Here is an 18,616-nt window from a genome sequence, read left to right as displayed (position 1 = left end):
TAAATTAGATGCTTAAATGAGAGCCTTTTATGCATCCTGCATCATTTTAATCAACTCCTGCATGGCTCTAGATTGAGTACGTGCAGGATGCCAAACCATACCTAATTGACGATTCATCTCAACATTTAAATCAAGTTGCTGCATATCCTGATTCAACAGAGTTTTGGGTAAAACTGACCAACCTAAACCAATCGACACCAACATGCGAATAGACTCAAGAGGATTATTGCTCATGGTAATTTTTGGTTTAAGGCCTTGTTTTTCAAACTCAGCCAAAGTGATTTGAGCAGTATAAGTTTGTGCAGCGGGTAATAAGCTTGGATATTCAATTAAATCTTGTAAGGTGAGATTCTTTTTTTGTGCCAGCGGATGAAAAGGGGCAGCAACAAAAACTAAAGGATCATTCCAAATTGTAATGTAGTTAAGACGCTCATCTCCTGAAGGAGGAAGCGTTAAAAATGCTAGTTCTAGATCACCAGCTAATACTTGTTCATGGGCTTGCTCTGAATCAACAAAATGCACATCTAAGGTAACCTGCGGAAATTGCTGAACAAAATGCTTAAGTGGTGCAGGTAAATGATGTAAACCAATATGGTGACTCGTACCGACTTTTAAGCGGCCTTGTACCTGAGTTTGTTCATGGCTAAGCGTATGGTGAATATCACCCAGCTCATTTAACCAGTTTTTAACTTTAGGTAGTAATGAATGTGCAGCATGAGTTGCCTGAACACCTCGGCCTGCAGATTCAAATAGTTTTACGCCAAAATATTCTTCTAAACTGTGAATTCGTTTGGTAACAGCAGGTTGAGTAATAAATAACTGATCTGCTGCCACAGAGATAGACCCTGTTTCCATGACTTTTACAAAAGCTTCAAAGGCTGCAAGATTCATAATACAACTCAACTTGGAATAGAAAAATCGAGGGGCTAAAGTTGCCGAGCCAAAATCGTATCATGCTTGCAGCAAAACGAGTGAGAAAGTTATGAATTACCGCACTAATCTTAGCCTAAGCCGTTGTTTCTTTTTCAGCTAAGGCTGATACGTGGCGATCTTTAGCAGCCCAAACTTTTTCATGGAAGAAAAAAGCAAAAGCTTGTACGGTTGGTTCAAGCATACTTAATGTTAAAGCCATCCAGATATTACCTGTTACAAAGTATGCAACTAGCATTGCTACAGTAATATGCATAATGTAATAGCTTAAGGTTTTCTTTAAGGTACGTTGATTATTTATAACGAATTTTTGGATATTAGCCATGATCATTCTCTTTAGCCACTTTAGATATTTTTAGTATAGGCATTAGAGTATAAGATTAAAAATTGATTATGCAAATGATAATCATTAACAAAAACGATTTATTAAATTTGATGTCCCTTGCGGAAATCACAATTTATTCCAAAAAGTTTTCTAATTTATAAAAATGATAAATTAGATTTATGTGAAACTCTGGCTATAATCGAATAAAGATCAGAATTACCCAGTCCAATGGAGCAAGACGACATGGCAGGCAAAACTTTATATGACAAATTGTGGGATGACCACGTTGTTTCACAGCGTGATGATGGCTCATGTTTACTATACATTGACCGTCATTTATTGCATGAAGTGACTAGTCCACAAGCATTTGAAGGGTTGCAACTTGCGGATCGTCAACCATGGCGTTTAAGTGCAAACGTTGCTACACCGGACCACAACGTTCCAACGTCTAAAAAGGAACGTGACCAAGGCATCGCTGGTATTGAAGATGATACGTCTCGTATTCAAGTTCAAACCTTAGATGACAATTGTAAAGCCTTTAATATTGTTGAATTTAGTATTAATGATATTCGTCAGGGAATTGTGCATGTAGTTGGGCCTGAACAGGGCTTAACTTTGCCGGGCATGACGGTGGTATGTGGCGATTCACATACAGCGACTCACGGTGCTTTTGGTTGCTTGGCGCATGGTATTGGGACATCTGAAGTTGAACATGTCTTAGCAACACAATGCTTGATTCAGAAAAAATCTAAAAATATGTTAGTTCGTGTAGATGGCGTATTAGGCAAAGGCGTAACACCAAAAGATGTTGTGTTGGCCATTATCGGTAAAATTGGTACTGCTGGCGGTACGGGCTATGCAATCGAATTCGGTGGTCAGGTATTCCGTGATATGTCGATTGAAGGGCGTATGACGGTATGTAACATGGCGATTGAAGCAGGTGCTCGTGTCGGTATGGTTGCTGTTGATGACAAAACTATTGAATACGTAAAAGGCCGTAGCTACGCACCAAAAGGCGAGCAATGGGAACAAGCAGTTGCTTACTGGAACACATTGCATTCAGACGAAGATGCTGTGTTTGATGCTGTAGTTGAGTTAAATGGCGCAGAAATTGAACCACAAGTGTCTTGGGGAACTTCACCAGAAATGGTTATTCCAGTTACTGAAGCTGTGCCAACTTTAGAACAAGCGAAAGATGACGTTCAACGTAATGATTGGACACGTGCTTATCAATATATGGGTTTAAATGCAGGTCAGGCGTTAGCTGATATTCAGCTTGATCGTGTGTTTATTGGCTCTTGTACGAACTCTCGTATTGAAGACATCCGTGCTGCGGCTGAGGTGGTTAAGGGCCGTAAAGTGGCATCTACCATTAAGCAAGCCATGATTGTTCCGGGTTCTGGTTTAGTCAAACAACAAGCTGAAAAAGAAGGCTTAGATAAAATCTTCTTGGAAGCTGGTTTTGAATGGCGCGAACCGGGTTGTTCAATGTGTTTAGCAATGAATGCAGACAAGTTACAACCGGGTGAACATTGTGCATCAACCTCTAATCGTAACTTTGAAGGCCGACAAGGCAATGGCGGTCGTACTCACTTGGTGAGCCCGGCAATGGCGGCAGCGGCTGCAATCGCTGGTCACTTTGTTGATGTTCGTTCATTTTAATTCGGTCTGGAGCAAACCATGAAAGCTTATACAGTTGAACAAGGTATCGTTGCACCATTAGATCGTGCCAATGTTGATACAGATTTAATTATTCCAAAACAGTTTTTAAAGTCGATTAAACGTACAGGTTTTGGCGACAACTTATTTGACGAGCTTCGTTATTTAGACGAAGGCTATCCGGGACAAGACAATTCAGTACGTCCAAAAAATCCGGATTTCGTTTTAAATCAGCCTCGCTATCAAGGTGCAACCGTTTTAATTGCTCGTACTAACTTTGGTTGTGGTTCAAGCCGTGAGCATGCGCCTTGGGCATTAAATGAATATGGATTCCGCACTGTTATTGCGCCAAGCTTTGCTGATATTTTCTTTAATAACTGTTTTAAAAATGGCATGTTACCTGTCATTTTGCCAGAAGAAACAGTTGAGCAGTTATTTAAAGAATGTGCTGCTAATGAGGGATATCAATTAACAATTGATTTAGCAGCTCAAGAAGTACGTACGCCAACAGGTGAAGCGTTTAAATTTGAAGTTGATCCGTTTCGTAAGCACTGCTTGTTAAATGGATTGGATGATATTGGTTTAACTCTTCAAAATGCGGACGCAATTCGCGCATATGAAGAAAAAACTAAACAAGTTCGTCCTTGGGTATTCCAAGAGTTGAATTAACCTTTCGGTACATTTTAAACATAGCCATGGCGTAGCGTTCAAACTCTTGCTAACATGCTAAAGCATAAAAACACCTTAGAATTATGCACTAGATGAGGATTGGGCTTGAACAATGAAGAGGAACGTTACTCATAGCTTTTTGTTGAGCCTGTGCGCAATAACACTCAGTGCTTGTCAAAGCACTTACAATGTAGTGGATACTGTCCGCATTAAGCAGGCTGAACAAGAAAATTTGGGGCAGAATGCAGCAATATATTGTTCGGGCGCGAAGAGTTGTGAATTTGAACGACTAAATGATATTACTGTAGTGGATGCGCAAACACGAAGAATTAGTAATCAGGCAATTCATCAAGGGATTGTGAGATTACAAGGTTCAGTGCTTAGCCAAACTAACAGCTTATATTTATCAGTGCCTGCTAAACAATATGAAGTGGTGATTCGTTTCTATCCGATCTCTCCGGATCGTGCAGAAACATTTCATGTGATTCACCAGTTTAATGCTAACCATCGCTATACATTTAAAATGTACCGAGACAAATCTAACCGTTCGGGTAGTTTGCTGAATGTTTCTGTACCAGATCCATTATGTGTCGATTTAGAACAAGATGGGCATGTCATTCGCCGTTTTTGTCGACCATTTGATGTTACAACAGGGCTAGGTGAATTCCTTGAGCAGAAAAAACTAACACCGCGGTAGTTGTAGCACTGCTTGTCTTTGGAAAATGGAAAAAGTTCATGTCTAAACAGATTTTAATTTTAGCTGGTGATGGTATTGGTCCTGAAATTGTTGGGGCGGCAGAAAAAGTATTAAATACAGTAAATGAAAAATTTAATTTATCGTTAACTTGGGAACATGGCTTATTAGGCGGCGCGGCAATTGATGCGCATGGTGAACCGTACCCAGCAGTAACAAGTGAACAAGCAAAAAAAGCTGATGCAATTTTATTAGGTGCGGTAGGCGGACCAAAATGGGACACCATTGAGCGTTCTATTCGCCCTGAACGTGGTCTTTTAAAAATTCGTAGTGAACTTAACTTGTTTGCTAACTTGCGCCCAGCGATTTTATATCCGCAATTAGCAGATGCTTCGAGCTTAAAGCCTGAAATTGTTGCTGGCTTAGATATTTTAATTGTTCGTGAATTGACTGGCGGTATCTATTTCGGTCAGCCACGTGGTATCCGTGAACTCGAAAACGGTGAAAAGCAAGGTTATAACACCGACGTTTATTCTGAAAGCGAAATTAAGCGTATTGCAAAAGTAGCTTTTGAACTTGCAGGCTTACGTGGTGGAAAGGTTTGTTCTGTAGATAAAGCTAACGTTTTGGAAGTTACAGAGCTTTGGAAGCAAACAGTTACTGATTTACAGCAAGCAAATTATTCAAATATTCAGCTTTCACATATGTATGTTGATAACGCTGCAATGCAACTTGTACGTGCACCGAAACAGTTTGACGTGATCGTAACGGGTAACTTGTTTGGCGACATCTTATCTGATGAAGCAGCAATGCTTACAGGTTCAATCGGCATGTTGCCATCGGCTTCGTTAGATGAAAATGGCAAAGGTATGTATGAGCCTTGCCATGGTTCTGCACCTGATATCGCGGGTCAAAATGTGGCAAACCCATTAGCAACTATTCTTTCAGTTGCAATGATGCTTCGCTACACATTCCGTGAAGAAGCTGCTGCAAAAGCAATTGAAGATGCAGTAGGTCAAGTGCTTGATCAAGGTTTGCGTACAGCAGATATTATGTCTGAAGGTATGACAAAAGTAGGTACGGCTGAAATGGGTGAGGCTGTTGTAGCTGCTCTTGCTTAAAAGCTTATTATAAAAAAACGCAGCGTTGAGCTGCGTTTTTTTATGCCTATGTTTTAACAGGCTTTACCTTCATATTGAATTGACTCGGCAATGTCATTTTTAAGCTGGAAAATCACTTTGCAATTGAAATTAATATCATAAGAATTGCCGCTCAGATTTCCTGATTGGACAGGAATAGAGCTTCCTCTCATATCAACATTACTCACCATCGGAATAGGAATGCTTAAAGGACGCAAAATCGTATAGATGAGCTGATTGGGTGTTTTTTGCGGTGTATTGGCGACTTGAAAACCAAGACTACGTAGATTGATATCTTGTTGAATGGTCGCCGATGATTTTCCTAAAAAGCCTTTTAAATATTCCTGTAAATCTACGGATTGACGTGGGTGGCTAGCACAACCGTTAAGACAAATAATGATGAAAGATAATAAGCCAATTTGGCAGCGGGTATATATGTTCATTTTTCTCACTGTATGAAATTATATTTATTATTAAAGAACAATAGGTTGTATTTACAAGCTTGTAAAGCAAAAAAGGAGGATTAAGATAAATTGGAGAATAAGTTTATTTAGAGATTCATACTAATATTCAAAAGGCTTTATAATTATTTTGTAAAAAACTTAAGGAAAACATGATGAAAAAAATATTTTTTGCATTTTTATGCAGCTTTGGCGTGACTTCAGTCTATGCAGATAACTGTGATAGTGCCCGCAATACTTACGATGATATTTACTGTACAAATAAAATTTATGCGAGTGCTGATGCTGATCTGAATAAGAATTATCAAGCACTGCGAGTAAAGTTAAAAACCGCGCAGAAAAATATTCTTAAGAAGTCTCAGCTTGCATGGATACGTCAACGTGATGCCGAGTGTACAGATTCAAATAGGAATAGTGTAGACGTGCAATGTCGTTTACAGACAACGCAAGAAAGAAACCATTGGCTGCAAGAAAGATTGCGTGAATGCCAAACGGTGGGATGTAAAACCAGTCGCTTAAGTGAATAAATAACGCAATAAAAAAGCCACATCATAAAGTGGCTTTTTTGCATTCACTAATTAGCGAGCACGGTACGTAATACGACCTTTAGTTAAGTCATATGGAGTCATTTCGACTTTTACACTGTCGCCAGTAAGAATACGAATATAGTGTTTACGCATTTTACCAGAAATGTGTGCAATAACTTCGTGACCGTTTTCAAGACGTACACGGAACATCGTATTAGGAAGCGTTTCGGTGACAACGCCTTCGAACTCAATGAGTTCCTCTTTATTGGCCATAGCCTACCTGATGATCAAATTGGAAAGGCGCAAATTATAGTCAATTTTTTTAAAAAAAACAAGATAGACACACTTCTGCTAAAGCATCTGGTTAAAGTATGACTAATAAAAAAAGATGTAATTTTTTTCACAAAAGAAGTGTAATTCTGTTGTCAGTTTGGTCAATCAACGCTAATCTAAAATCATAGTTATTAGGGACTGTTAATTGCATAAAGGTCAACAGCCCTAAATATCAATGAAGTATCTACATGGAAGGGCACTGCGTGGGTCAGCTAACAGATGCATCAGTTGTATTACGCTTTGGCTACCAAGCGATTCGTCGTGCGGGTTTGCCAACAGAAGAAATATTAACCAAAGCGGGAGTTGCTTTAAATCAGGTCGATACCAATGCACGTACACCGTTAAGTGCACAGTACGCCTTTTGGACTGCCGCTCAGGAAGTCAGTAAAGATCCAGACATCGGTCTGCATTTAGGTGAGCATTTGCCTTTGTATCGAGGGCAGGTGATTGAACATCTATTTATTAGTAGTGAAACCTTTGGTGAAGGCTTAAAACGAGCCTTAGCTTATCAGCGACTGATTAGTGATGCATTTGATGCAAAACTAGTAGTTGAAGAAGGACGTTGTTATTTAACCAATGGTGAACAGATTGGTGCTGACAATCTCGTCAATCGTCATTTCTCTGAATGTGCAATTTCGGGCGTGCTTAGATTTTTTAAGTTCATTACTGAAGGACAATTTCATCCTATCTTCATCGATTTTAATTTTAGCGAAGGAGCTTCTGAGGATGAATATTTCCGTGTATTTGGCTGCCCAGTTAGCTTAGGTCAGAAAGAGACACGTTTATATTTTGACCCAGCTATTTTAGATTTTCAGCTTTGGCAGGCAGAGCCTGAGTTACTTCAATTGCATGAACAATTAGCGATTGAAAAGTTACAAGAACTCGCCCGTTATGATTTAGTGGGTGAGGTTCGTCGTGCGATTGGTTCGACACTTGAAAGTGGAGAAACAACTTTAGAGACGGTTGCTGCTCAGTTGAATATTACGCCGCGTCGTTTACGTACTCAGCTCAGTGAGGCAAATACCAGTTTTCAACAAATACTTTCTGACTATCGTTGTCGTTTGGCTAAAAAGCTTCTGGCAAATACCAATGAGAGTGTTGAACGTATTGTGTATTTAACTGGCTTCTCTGAACCAAGTACGTTCTATCGTGCATTTAAGCGTTGGACGAATGAAACACCTGTGGAATACCGTAAGCGTAAACAGCATCGTTAATTTATTCTATGTCATGACGGAGTCGTGCCATTGAGGCTTTAATAATTGGATCGGCTTTCAGCTAGAGTTACTTTTCTTTCGGGATGAAGAGCGCAAGCTTTGCAAGAGCAAAAGCTTGTGACATGGTAAAGAATAATCATTCTTACCGTGTCACAAGATGAAAAATGTATTGAACTACGCATTTCGTTTGTCTTGCACTGCAGTTAAAGTACACTTTAACCTTGTTCAGGTTGCGTATGACTTTGTCGCGTATCTTATTTAATGTTTTAATCTGGTAAATTAAGCCAATGTGGTCCAAGCGGTGGCTGTGGCAAATTAAACTGCTCAGGATAATTACACTGAATAAAATAAAGACCGTCGGGTGGGGCTGTTACCCCAGCTGCCTTACGATCCTGCGCCGCAAACATTGCATCGATATGATCAATCTCATACATACCTTGACCAATTTCGAGTAAGCAACCGACAATGTTACGCACCATATGGTGTAAAAAACCATCTGCTTGAATATCTAAAACTAAATAGCGTCCATGTTCAAATAAACGGCAATGTTTTACATGTCGAACAGGCTGGTTTGATTGGCATGCTGCTGCGCGGAAAGTTTCAAAGTTATGCGTTCCTTCGAACTTACTAGCAGCTTTAATCATCTTTTGCACGTCTAGCTTTTGGTAAATGTACGTAACTTGCTTGTGTAATAGTGCTGGGCGATGCGGTGCGTTATAGATGATATAGCGGTAACGTCGAGCAGTCGCTTTAAAGCGGGCATGAAAATTTTCATCCATCAGTTTAATCCACTGAATGGAAATATCTTTAGGTAGTTGACTATTTGCCCCTCTTAACCACCCCGTTTCTGGACGAATAGCGTTCGTGTCAAAGTGCGCCACCATATTTGTTGCATGTACTCCCGCATCAGTACGACCCGCACCGTGAAGTACAATGGGCTCATCTGCAATTTTACTCAGTACACGCTCGATCGTTTCCTGAACGCTGGCAACGCCTGGCTGTTGTGTTTGCCAACCTCGGTATTGAACTCCGCTAAATTCAATACCGACCGCATAACGTTGCATAGCTTTACCTCTATTTAATGCTAATTTTCATTCCAATGGCTGAGCCATTGTTCTGGGCTTGGGTATTTTAAATAGATTTGAAGTGCTTTTGCATAGAGATCTGCATGGCTATGAGCATCACTGATGACAATTTTTGCAGTTTTGGCCCATGCACTAATCGCATAACGTTGATCAATACCACCGAATGTCACCTGAGTGGTAAGAATTGGAACACAGCCACGTGCGTAAAGCTCATCTAATGTTGCGAGTAATTCTTGGTTTACTGCAATATTGCCAGTACCAAAACCTTGTAACACTAAAAAGTGTGGTGGGGCTGAAAGTAAGTGACGTAATTGTTGTACTAAGTGCTGTGTTGCAATGGGTTGCATCATCCAGTTTAAAATCTGGAAGGAAGCAGCTCGTTCAATTTGGGCATCTTGTATGATCAATTCATTTTGCTGAGGCGTAAACTCAGCTTCACTATTTAACCCTGAAAATGCATCGAGTTCAGTCGTATGCGTTTTTAATGCAGTTTGCGCGTGGAATACTTGATGGTGGAATGCGAGATAAGCACCCACAGGTAAAGCAATCACTTGTTCTAATGCAAGATATAAGTTCTCAATTGCATCAGTAAATTCACGGGTGTTATCGCCTTGAATATTGAGTAACGGGTATTGGCTACCGGTAATCACAATATGACAGCTTTGGCCCAAAAAGCGGGCTAGGGTCGCAGCCGCATAACTGAGCGTGTCTGTACCATGAATAACAACGAAATGCTGATAACCTTCAAGTTGTAGATGTTGTATACGTTGAATCAGGCGTAACCAAGCAGGTGCCGTGCATGCACTGCTATCAACAATATTGGGTGCAGCAAAGCAGTCAACTGTTAAGTGTGGGGGAATCACTTTTTCAAGTTGAGGTAAGAATTGCTCATAAGGCATAGGAGCTAGAGGTTCACCAATGCAACCAAAAGTACCACCCATATAAAATAAGGCTATTTTTTTCATATTTTTGCAGGCATAAAAAAGCAGTCATCTCTGACTGCTTATGGTAAATCGAACAGTTCTAAGAAGCTATGCGATTAAGTAAGTTTTTCGCGCGTTGTTGTTGTTCTGTGTTGAATTTTTGCTCATTGCTTGCCAATAAGGCTTGAGCTGCTGGGTAGGCTCCTAACTTGATGTATTGCTCAGCTAGTTTTAGATCAAGTTCATTTTCATCTAACTGTTTTAATTCTGGAAAAGCTTCTACAAGGGGATCTTTAGTTTGATCTGGGGTAGTTTCTTCGCCTACTAGGTCTACAAGGTTTTGAGTTTCAATCTCTGGTGCTGTAACTAATACAGGCTCGTCTAGCGAAAACTCAAGAGGTGCTATTGAATTCGACTCTAATGGAGCTTGTTCTACGAGTTGAAGCTCATCTAATGATGAGATCTGTTCATTAGGTTTTACTTCTGGATTTTCATGGGTTAATTCAAGATTAAAATCCAAAGCATTGGTGTTCTCTTGAGCTGCTGGTGCCGCTACTGTCTGGTTTTTTTCCTCAGATTCATGCAGAGGTGCCAAGTCAAAAGAAAACTCTAGGTCAGTTAGCTCATTTGTTTGTTGAGATGGCGATAACTCTGATTTCTGTGTTGGTTGGCTGGTACTTTCGGTAGTCGTGGTTTGCTCAAATGAAAAGTTAAACTCTAAAGGTTCAACTTCAACAGCAGGTTCTTGCTTTACAGGGGTATAGTCTTGCTGCAATTCATCAAAAGAAGTTTCAGAAGAACTTGTTGTTAATTGGTCAAACTGAGCTGTTGCATCAGATATATTTTTTGGCTCTTGGTATGTTTGAGCGTGAGGGAAATCGATCGCATCTGGTTGTCTTGATGACTCATATTCTTTTTGTCTGGCTTCTGCTTGAATGGCTATTTCATTGAGCGCTAAGCTACGAATATGGCTAATCAGTTGAGTTATTGCAAACTCATCTTTTTGTGCAATATGAATCTCAAGTAGCAATAAATAAAGTTCGTGTTGCGTATTATCTTTTTTTAGCGCTTGATTGACTTGAGCTTCAGCGGCTGAGAATTGTTTTTCTTGAATAAGTAGCTGAATCTTCTGACGAACAGTGTCTGGAACAGGACTGCTTTGTGGAGTAGAGGGAATAGATTCTTCAACTACATTTACTTTAGTTTTTTCACGCGAGTTTTTACTTGGTTTAGAGTTCGCTTTTTTATTGGTTTTTCTATTTATTGTTTTAGGGGAATTCGACTCTTGCTTCTGGCTATTTTCGCGTTTTTTTAAAATGACAGCGACCACGAGCAATATGATGAATGGAATCACATATAACATTACTTTCCCCTTAAAAAATAAATATTTGCAATATAAAGCGAGCTGACTCTGGTTTTAACTTAATGCTTTTGCTTATGAGTCTGTTGCTGTGCTTGTAACTGCTGTTGTAACTCTGCCAAACGTGCATTCAGAAGTTGAATACGTTGGTCTTTTAAACGTAAAGTTTGATTTAGTTTGGTTACATTCCTTTGTAATGTAACGGTTTTTTCTCTTGTTGTCATAACTTTTACTGCTAACTCAGTATTGTTTTGACTTTGTTGTGTGCTCTTTTTAGCACTTCCATGCGTAGAATTTTGACTGTTTTCAGCCACAATACTCATTTCGGCTTGCTGTAAACGGTATTTTGCTTTGCCAGAAGTTGATTTTGCAGTATGTGCGATATCTGTTTTTGACTTGTTTTGCTGAGGTTTAGCTGCAGGAGAGTGAGCTAGGTTAAGTGCGATTCCCTGACGCAAACGATTTACATCACCTTGAATAAAAGCATGTCGGTTTTGTGTTTGAATATCATGCATGACTTTCGCAACAGGTTGTTTTGTTTTCGCGGCAATACGATTAGCAATGCTCCATAAAGACTCATTTCGCTGTACCACATATTTACCTGATGATGCTGGTCCTTTGTAGGAACTTAACGATTGTTTCTTCGCAGGATTTTGGTTAAGCGCTTTTTGAGGTACAGATTTCTTTTGCGCTGTTAAATTTTTGACCGGTGTTTTTGGTGAATTATTTGTAGGTGTCTTAGCGCTGGTTGGTTTAATTTCTGTCTGATCTGGGGTAGTAGCTGTTGTAACTTGTTGGGTAAGTTGAGTAGAAGAATTTGCACTAAGTGTATTGGATGAATTTGTGTTTATTGCTGGAGCAGTTCCAACGTTAATATTAAGACTGTGTTCACCATTTGAATTATTTGTAGTTGAGGCCGAAGTTGGTGATGCATATCGAGTACTTTCTGGCAGATTTAGAGCAATGTCTTTTTCATTGACAATAAACTGAGGTGACAAAGTATTTTCGTTATTTTCAGTCTTTTTTATAGAAGAAGGCTTAATTACGGTTTTGATATGCTGCAAACGTGTAGCAGAACCTTCACTAATTTTTACTACAATATTTAGTTCAGGATCAATCACAGGGCGAGATGAGGTAATCACAATAACCCCTGAGCCTTGACCGTTTTGGCGTGTATAAAAATTAAGATTTCCGGGCGGCTGATGAGTTACGCCTAACGCGCTTAAATCTTCAGGAGTCGCTAGACTGACTTGTAGATTGGCGTTGGGGTCAGCTTGTTGAAAATTCATTTCGGCATATAACAAATCGCCAGGTGCGGACTGAATTTGTATAGGGTCTAATGTAATCGCATAAATAGAAGGCGAAGACATAATGGTGAAAATGGCAATTTTTAATTTGTTATAAACAGTCATCTCAATCCATGACCTAATAAGTCGTAAAGTCATTCAAAATTATACAATAATGAAATGTAAATAAATTGTAAAATTTTCACAAACCAGTTACGAAAAAGCCGATCTAATGTGATCGGCTTTTTATTTTGACTGAATAATTCAAATCAAATTATGAGCTTTTGTATTCAACTAAAATACGTAACATGCGACGTAAAGGCTCAGCAGCACCCCAAAGTAACTGGTCACCGACTGTAAATGCACCTAGATACTCTTTACCCATGTTGAGTTTACGTAGACGACCTACAGGCACAGTTAAGGTACCAGTTACAGCAACAGGTGTAAGGTCAGTCATAGACGCTTCACGAGTGTTTGGTACAACTTTCGCCCATTGGCTTGAAGTACGAATCATATCTTCGATTTCATCAAGTGGTACATCTTTTTTCAACTTGATAGTAAGTGCCTGAGAGTGGCAACGCATCGCACCAATACGGACACAGTGGCCGTCGATAGGAACAATTTGTGAGTTACCCAAGATCTTGTTGGTTTCAACTTGACCTTTCCACTCTTCCTTTGATTGACCACTTTCAAGTTGCTTATCAATATAAGGAATCAATGAGCCAGCTAATGGCACACCAAAGTTAGCAGAAGGGAAACCTTCACCACGTTGTAACTCGGCAACTTGACGATCAATATCCAAAATTGCAGATTTAGGATCATCTAACAATGTTTTAGTATTGTTGTATAAGTAGCCCATGCCAGTAAGTAGCTCACGCATGTTTTGTGCGCCAGCGCCTGATGCTGCTTGATAAGTCATAGCAGTCATCCACTCCACCAAATTATTTTGGAAAAGTGAACCTACACCCATCAACATAAGTGATACTGTACAGTTACCACCTACGAAAGTTTTGGTGCCGTTAACCAATCCGTCTTTGATGACGTTAAGGTTTACTGGGTCAAGAACGATGATTGCATCATCTGACATACGTAAAGTTGAAGCTGCGTCAATCCAGTAGCCATCCCAACCAGTCGCTTTTAACTGTGGGAAAACTTCAGACGTATAGTCACCACCTTGACAGGTAATAATGACATCCATTTGCTTCAGACTATTAATGTCTGTAGCTTCCATAAGTGCTGGGGCAGTCTTACCACCAAATGAAGGAGCTTCACCACCTGCATTACTGGTAGAGAAATAAAATGGCTCAATATGAGCAAAATCATTCTCTTCAACCATACGTTGCATAAGGACGGAACCGACCATCCCGCGCCAACCGACCAGACCTACTTTCATGTCATTTTGCCTCGGTGCGTTAAAATTGTTAGGGGGAGTTGAGTGTATCAAAAGTGTCCACAACTGCAAGCGTTACAGAAACAAAACACCATCTTTATTGAGTAGAATATCTTGTTTATGTTACATACAAAATTGATAAAGATGACAAAAACTTTAAAAAACAAATCATCTTAAAAGAGAAAATTCAATGATTTATATCGAAGTTCTAGCTGGTCTGGTGATTTGGTTAAGTTTCTGGTCACTTATTCCTCGTGATGAGTGGTGGTTTCGTGGTGCCGACTTCCCTCGGTTGCAGATTCTATTTGTTGGTCTTTTAGCCTTTATAGGAATACTGTTTTGGCCCAACGATTGGAATCTCTGGCGTGAAGTCGTGCTGGCTGCGCTCATTGCTGCCATTGCCTATCAGCTTAAAATGATTTTGCCTTATACCTTGTTTTGGAAAAAACAGGTTAAACAGGTGAAGACATCTCAATTAGATCCACAAAAGCAGATTTCCTTAATTGTATCGAATGTGCTCACTCCTAATGATAAGTATCATTTATTGCTTGAACAGATCAGGACATTAAAACCAGATTTGCTGCTTACATTGGAAAGCGATAAGACATGGGAAAATGCTTTAAGGGAGATCGAAGGTGACTATCCTTATCGCGTTCCTGTACCCTTAGATAATCTCTACGGCATGCATTTATATAGCCGTCTACCTTTATCAAATACTGAAGTTAAATTTATTCTCAGTGATGAAATTCCCTCTATTCATACCACTGTGACTTTACGGTCTGGTATGCCAGTTCAACTCTATTGTTTGCATCCTAAGCCCCCTAGTCCAACTGAGGCGAAGGATTCGACTTTACGCGATGCTGAACTTTTAATTGTGGGCGACCAAATTAAAGATCTAGATGAAAGCTGTATTGTGATGGGAGATTTAAACGATGTAGCATGGTCACGTACTACACGGTTATTTCAACGGATTAGTGGATTGCTTGACCCGCGTGTTGGGCGACATTTCATTAATACTTTTCATGCAGATTATCCATTGTTGCGTTGGTCTTTAGACCATATTTTCCATAGTACCGATTTCGGTTTGGTGAAGATGCAGCGTTTATCTCATGTTGGATCTGATCATTTTCCTGTCTATGTGGTTTTGCAGACTGGTCGAATATTTGAGCATATTCAAGAGGAATTGGAACAAACTCAAGATGATGAAGAAGAGGCACAAAGAGCTATCCAAGAAGGAATTGCAAAGGCTGAAGCCGAAGAAAAAGTGGTGACTGATAAAATTGCACAGCCTTATAAATAAAAAGAATATAAAAAGTGATGTAAGCAATATCGTACAAAGATTTGAGTCTAGGGCGAATAGGCAGAGGGTTATAAAAACCTTATTCTACATTCATCGGCACACGGAACCGGGAATGGATAGTCCCAAGTAAGGATACACAACGCTGATATGGAATAGCATCACGGATCAGATGTTGGAACGGAAACGATAAAAATAATTATTAACCTGAAAGCACAACCTCATTTACCCGAGTTTTGCAGGACGCAGAACTCGGGTTGATATTTTTATATACCTTATTAAATTTATTGTAAATCAAATAAATATTTCCAAGATTATCTTATTTTTAAAATCTATTTAATTCGCGTTAAGCCTTCATAAATTTTCATGTACATGTGCGCAATTTTTAATGAAAAAAGATACAAAATTTTTTTTATCTAAGTTTTTGTTTTTATAGATTATTGATGAATAAATATAGGCTTTAATTTATTTAAAGATAAATTGGGGTTGTTTAATTAATAAATCTCAATAGAATGTGCCGATCGTTGACATGTTGGATCGTCAACAGGCATTGTTTTTTACTTCGCCGGATCGGCGGGTTGTGATTTGTTTGTACATTTAAATTTCTGTTTGGAAATTACTGTACATGTTGAGGTTTCACTCTTAGTTAGTGTTCTTCTCCCTCTCATATTTGATACTTTGCGGTGCATAAGGATTGTCTTATGAAGAATTTTAAATTTAGCCTTGCTTGGCAAATTTTAATTGCTTTAATCCTAGGGATAGTTGTCGGGGCTGTTTTACATAACCAGCCTGAAATCAAAGACAGTATTGTGAATAATGTTCTTACACCACTTGGTAAGATCTTTATTAGCCTGATTAAAATGATTGTTATTCCAATCGTTTTCTCTACCTTGATTTTAGGTATTGCAGGTGTTGGCAGTACGAAAAGTTTAGGGCGACTTGGTTTTAAAACCATTCTCTATTTTGAAATTATTACGACTATTGCTATTTTGGTTGGCTTGGTTGCGGCAAATATCTTCCATCCGGGCTCAGGCATTGATATGTCTCAGTTGGTACAGTCGGATATTTCTCAGTACAAGCATACAACTGAAGAAGTTCAGTCTCAGTCACATGGTTTAATTCAAACAATATTATCGCTTATCCCAACGAACATTATTAGTTCAATGGCGCATGGCGAAATGTTACCTGTGATTTTCTTTGCTGTGCTATTTGGTATTGGTTTATCTTCTTTACCAGCAACCACTAAAGACCCATTACTAAACGTATTTCATGCAGTTTCAGAAACGATGTTCCGCGTAACGCACATCATCATGAAATATGCACCAGTGGGTGTATTTGGTTTAATCGCTGTAACTGTTGCAAACTTCGGTTTTGCTTCACTTATTCCATTAGGTAAATTAGTTGTATTGGTTTACGGTGCAATCTTCTTCTTTGCATTTGTTGTGCTTGGTTTGACTGCAAAAATGTTTGGAATCAACATCTTTATCTTGTTTAAGATTTTAAAAGATGAATTGATTTTGGCATATTCAACTGCAAGCTCGGAAACAGTATTACCGCGTATTATGCAAAAAATGGAAGCTTACGGTGCGCCAAAAGCAATTTCCAGCTTTGTGATTCCAACTGGTTATTCATTTAACCTTGATGGTTCTACGCTTTACCAAAGTATCGCTGCAATCTTTATTGCACAGCTTTACGGTATTGAAATGTCAATCAGCCAACAAGTTATTTTGGTTGTAACATTAATGATTACTTCTAAGGGTATTGCTGGTGTTCCTGGCGTATCATTTGTTGTGTTATTAGCGACATTAGGTAGTGTTGGTATTCCTGTAGAAGGCTTAGCATTTATTGCTGGTGTTGACCGTATTATGGATATGGCTCGTACTGCGTTGAACGTTGTTGGTAACGCACTTGCTGTACTTGTAATCAGTAAATGGGAAAAACAATACGACTCTGAAAAAGCTGCCGCTTATGAAGCAACATTTAAATAAGATGGCTTTCTTTTAGTTGTAAAAAACCCGCGAATATTGCGGGTTTTTTATTGGGTTATTTCAAAACGCGTTGGTATAGTTCTAGTGTTTGATCACACATATCTTTTAAGCTAAACATAGTGACAGGAGCAACGATTTGAGGTTGTTCAATATGATTTTTTACAGTCTCGATTAAGGCTTTTTCATTTTCTGCTTCAACAAGACCTTGGGGGTATACATTCGATAAAATCTCGGCAACACCGCCACGGTTCCAGCCAATGACTGGTGTACCCACTGAAAGCGCTTCTAAGGCTGTTCTACCGAATGTTTCTGCTTGATTGGATAGAGAGAGCACAATATCGCTAAAAGCGAGCCATTCCCGAATATCTGAGCGATGTCCTACGAAGGTAATTTTATCTGTGAGTCCTTTGCTTTGAATGGTACTTTGTAATTCACTTAAGTAGGCTTGCTTTTTGGCATCAGCACCGCCGACAACAACCACATGTAGCTGAGGATACTGCGTCTGAAGTTGCTGCATCAGTTCAATTAAACTTTCATGCCCCTTTAAGCGTGTAATACGACCAGGTAAGCAAAGTAAAAACTTATTTTCAAGCTCAGGAAAGTCATTAAAAACTTGGTTAAACCACTGTGCTGAGGGCTGGTAATTATGTGGAAAAGCGGCAGGGTCAATGCCCCGATAAATTCGCACAATATCTTGCGGTGGACAGTTTTTATAATGGTCAGTGATATATTTAACCACGCTGTCAGAAACAGCAATCACTTTTTCAGCTTGAGTCATAATCGCACTATAACGATTAACTGAATAGAAACCATGTACAGTGCTAATGAGGTGAGGGCGTTTGTTTGCAGGTATTTTTCTTAAGGCAAAGTGAGTAAGCCAAGCTGGTACACGAGAGCGCACATGAACAATATCAGGTTGATGCTGTTCAATCAGCCGGCGTAAAGGACGAATTTGCCACAAGCTTGAAAGTGATTTTTTATGAATAGGCAGCGTTAAGTGAATAGAACCTTCAGCTTCAAGTTGAGACACTAATCGTCCGCCATTAGACACAACCAGAGATTGATGGCCATGTGCAACAAGTGCGCGTGCAATTTCTAGCGTGCCGCGTTCTACGCCACCGCTATTGAGTTCTGGGAGAAGTTGCATCACTTTCATTGTTTTTTGCCTTATACATTCATAAAAGATGGACCATCTATAGATACATCATTTCAAACTAAATCATTATCCGGAATTTACTATCGTGCTAGCGACATGGATGTCGCTGTTTCGCTGTGTTACAAGGAAGTAACATCAGCGGAACAAAGGATTTTTGCTTACTTTTTATCCTTGAAAAGT

At 39.4% G+C, this 18,616-nt stretch carries 18 protein-coding genes; 8 read left to right on the top strand and 10 right to left on the bottom strand.

Features of this window, described 5'->3' with window-relative positions:
- Positions 1-27 precede the first annotated feature (27 nt).
- Positions 28-891: a LysR family transcriptional regulator gene (locus tag MKL33_RS07910; RefSeq protein WP_005066023.1), complete on the bottom strand. Its 864-nt coding sequence runs from the start codon at positions 889-891 to the stop codon at positions 28-30.
- Positions 892-1,006: 115 nt separating this feature from the next.
- A complete protein-coding gene (locus MKL33_RS07905) occupies positions 1,007-1,261 on the bottom strand; it encodes a DUF2061 domain-containing protein (protein ID WP_270906773.1) in 255 nt (84 codons plus the stop codon).
- A gap of 237 nt (positions 1,262-1,498) precedes the next feature.
- Here MKL33_RS07905 and leuC point away from each other — a divergent pair, with 237 nt between their 5' ends.
- From leuC to leuB, 4 genes are all read left to right on the top strand, one after another.
- Positions 1,499-2,917: a 3-isopropylmalate dehydratase large subunit gene (leuC, locus tag MKL33_RS07900; RefSeq protein ID WP_002115007.1), complete on the top strand. Its 1,419-nt coding sequence runs from the start codon at positions 1,499-1,501 to the stop codon at positions 2,915-2,917.
- A gap of 18 nt (positions 2,918-2,935) precedes the next feature.
- On the top strand, positions 2,936-3,583 hold the full coding sequence (gene leuD, locus MKL33_RS07895; RefSeq protein ID WP_002114814.1) for a 3-isopropylmalate dehydratase small subunit: 648 nt from the start codon (positions 2,936-2,938) through the stop codon (positions 3,581-3,583).
- 112 nt (positions 3,584-3,695) lie between these two features.
- The gene (locus MKL33_RS07890) at positions 3,696-4,280 is read left to right on the top strand and encodes a hypothetical protein (RefSeq protein WP_005066026.1); all 585 of its coding nucleotides are present in this window, start codon (positions 3,696-3,698) and stop codon (positions 4,278-4,280) included.
- 38 nt (positions 4,281-4,318) lie between these two features.
- A complete protein-coding gene (gene leuB / locus MKL33_RS07885; protein WP_002114882.1) occupies positions 4,319-5,398 on the top strand; it encodes a 3-isopropylmalate dehydrogenase in 1,080 nt (359 codons plus the stop codon).
- A gap of 53 nt (positions 5,399-5,451) precedes the next feature.
- On the opposite strand, the gene MKL33_RS07880 is transcribed toward leuB, so the two are convergent.
- Positions 5,452-5,859 carry a hypothetical protein gene (locus tag MKL33_RS07880; RefSeq protein WP_005079209.1) on the bottom strand — a complete coding sequence of 136 codons (408 nt, stop codon included), beginning with the start codon at positions 5,857-5,859 and terminating at the stop codon, positions 5,452-5,454.
- 170 nt (positions 5,860-6,029) lie between these two features.
- On the opposite strand from MKL33_RS07880, the gene MKL33_RS07875 reads away from it, so the two are divergent.
- Complete coding sequence (locus tag MKL33_RS07875; RefSeq protein WP_270906772.1) at positions 6,030-6,404, top strand: lysozyme inhibitor LprI family protein; 375 nt, start codon at positions 6,030-6,032, stop codon at positions 6,402-6,404.
- A gap of 51 nt (positions 6,405-6,455) precedes the next feature.
- Here the strand turns inward: MKL33_RS07875 and infA are convergent, their stop codons facing one another.
- On the bottom strand, positions 6,456-6,677 hold the full coding sequence (infA, locus tag MKL33_RS07870) for a translation initiation factor IF-1 (RefSeq protein ID WP_001284370.1): 222 nt from the start codon (positions 6,675-6,677) through the stop codon (positions 6,456-6,458).
- Between the two features lie 263 nt (positions 6,678-6,940).
- Here infA and MKL33_RS07865 point away from each other — a divergent pair, with 263 nt between their 5' ends.
- Positions 6,941-7,951, top strand: a complete 1,011-nt coding sequence (locus MKL33_RS07865) for an AraC family transcriptional regulator (protein WP_005066032.1) — start codon at positions 6,941-6,943, stop codon at positions 7,949-7,951.
- Between the two features lie 266 nt (positions 7,952-8,217).
- On the opposite strand, the gene truA is transcribed toward MKL33_RS07865, so the two are convergent.
- The 5 genes from truA to asd form a co-directional block, all read right to left on the bottom strand.
- Positions 8,218-9,015, bottom strand: a complete 798-nt coding sequence (gene truA, locus MKL33_RS07860; protein WP_270906771.1) for a tRNA pseudouridine(38-40) synthase TruA — start codon at positions 9,013-9,015, stop codon at positions 8,218-8,220.
- A gap of 20 nt (positions 9,016-9,035) precedes the next feature.
- Positions 9,036-10,001 carry an asparaginase gene (locus MKL33_RS07855; protein ID WP_270906770.1) on the bottom strand — a complete coding sequence of 322 codons (966 nt, stop codon included), beginning with the start codon at positions 9,999-10,001 and terminating at the stop codon, positions 9,036-9,038.
- A gap of 58 nt (positions 10,002-10,059) precedes the next feature.
- Positions 10,060-11,322 (bottom strand): hypothetical protein, encoded by a 1,263-nt coding sequence (locus MKL33_RS07850; protein ID WP_060465237.1) that lies wholly within the window; start codon positions 11,320-11,322, stop codon positions 10,060-10,062.
- Between the two features lie 59 nt (positions 11,323-11,381).
- Positions 11,382-12,731 (bottom strand): type IV pilus assembly protein FimV, encoded by a 1,350-nt coding sequence (locus MKL33_RS07845; protein WP_270906769.1) that lies wholly within the window; start codon positions 12,729-12,731, stop codon positions 11,382-11,384.
- A gap of 148 nt (positions 12,732-12,879) precedes the next feature.
- On the bottom strand, positions 12,880-13,998 hold the full coding sequence (gene asd / locus MKL33_RS07840) for an aspartate-semialdehyde dehydrogenase (protein ID WP_005066045.1): 1,119 nt from the start codon (positions 13,996-13,998) through the stop codon (positions 12,880-12,882).
- Positions 13,999-14,185: 187 nt separating this feature from the next.
- Between asd and MKL33_RS07835 the strand changes: the two genes are divergently transcribed.
- Both MKL33_RS07835 and gltP read left to right on the top strand, forming a co-directional pair.
- Positions 14,186-15,295, top strand: coding sequence for an endonuclease/exonuclease/phosphatase family protein (locus MKL33_RS07835; protein ID WP_270906768.1), 1,110 nt, complete (start codon positions 14,186-14,188; stop codon positions 15,293-15,295).
- Positions 15,296-15,993: 698 nt separating this feature from the next.
- Positions 15,994-17,280, top strand: coding sequence for a glutamate/aspartate:proton symporter GltP (gene gltP / locus MKL33_RS07830; RefSeq protein ID WP_075383364.1), 1,287 nt, complete (start codon positions 15,994-15,996; stop codon positions 17,278-17,280).
- 55 nt (positions 17,281-17,335) lie between these two features.
- Here gltP and MKL33_RS07825 read toward each other — a convergent pair whose 3' ends face one another.
- Positions 17,336-18,436 carry a glycosyltransferase family 4 protein gene (locus tag MKL33_RS07825; RefSeq protein WP_202724485.1) on the bottom strand — a complete coding sequence of 367 codons (1,101 nt, stop codon included), beginning with the start codon at positions 18,434-18,436 and terminating at the stop codon, positions 17,336-17,338.
- Positions 18,437-18,616: the final 180 nt, after the last annotated feature.

It is taken from the genome of Acinetobacter sp. AOR43_HL (assembly GCF_027854635.1).
In the GTDB taxonomy this organism is placed as follows: domain Bacteria; phylum Pseudomonadota; class Gammaproteobacteria; order Pseudomonadales; family Moraxellaceae; genus Acinetobacter; species Acinetobacter pittii.
The sequence above is the reverse complement of the archived record's forward strand: the minus strand, read 5'-3'. Positions and strand labels throughout refer to the sequence as shown.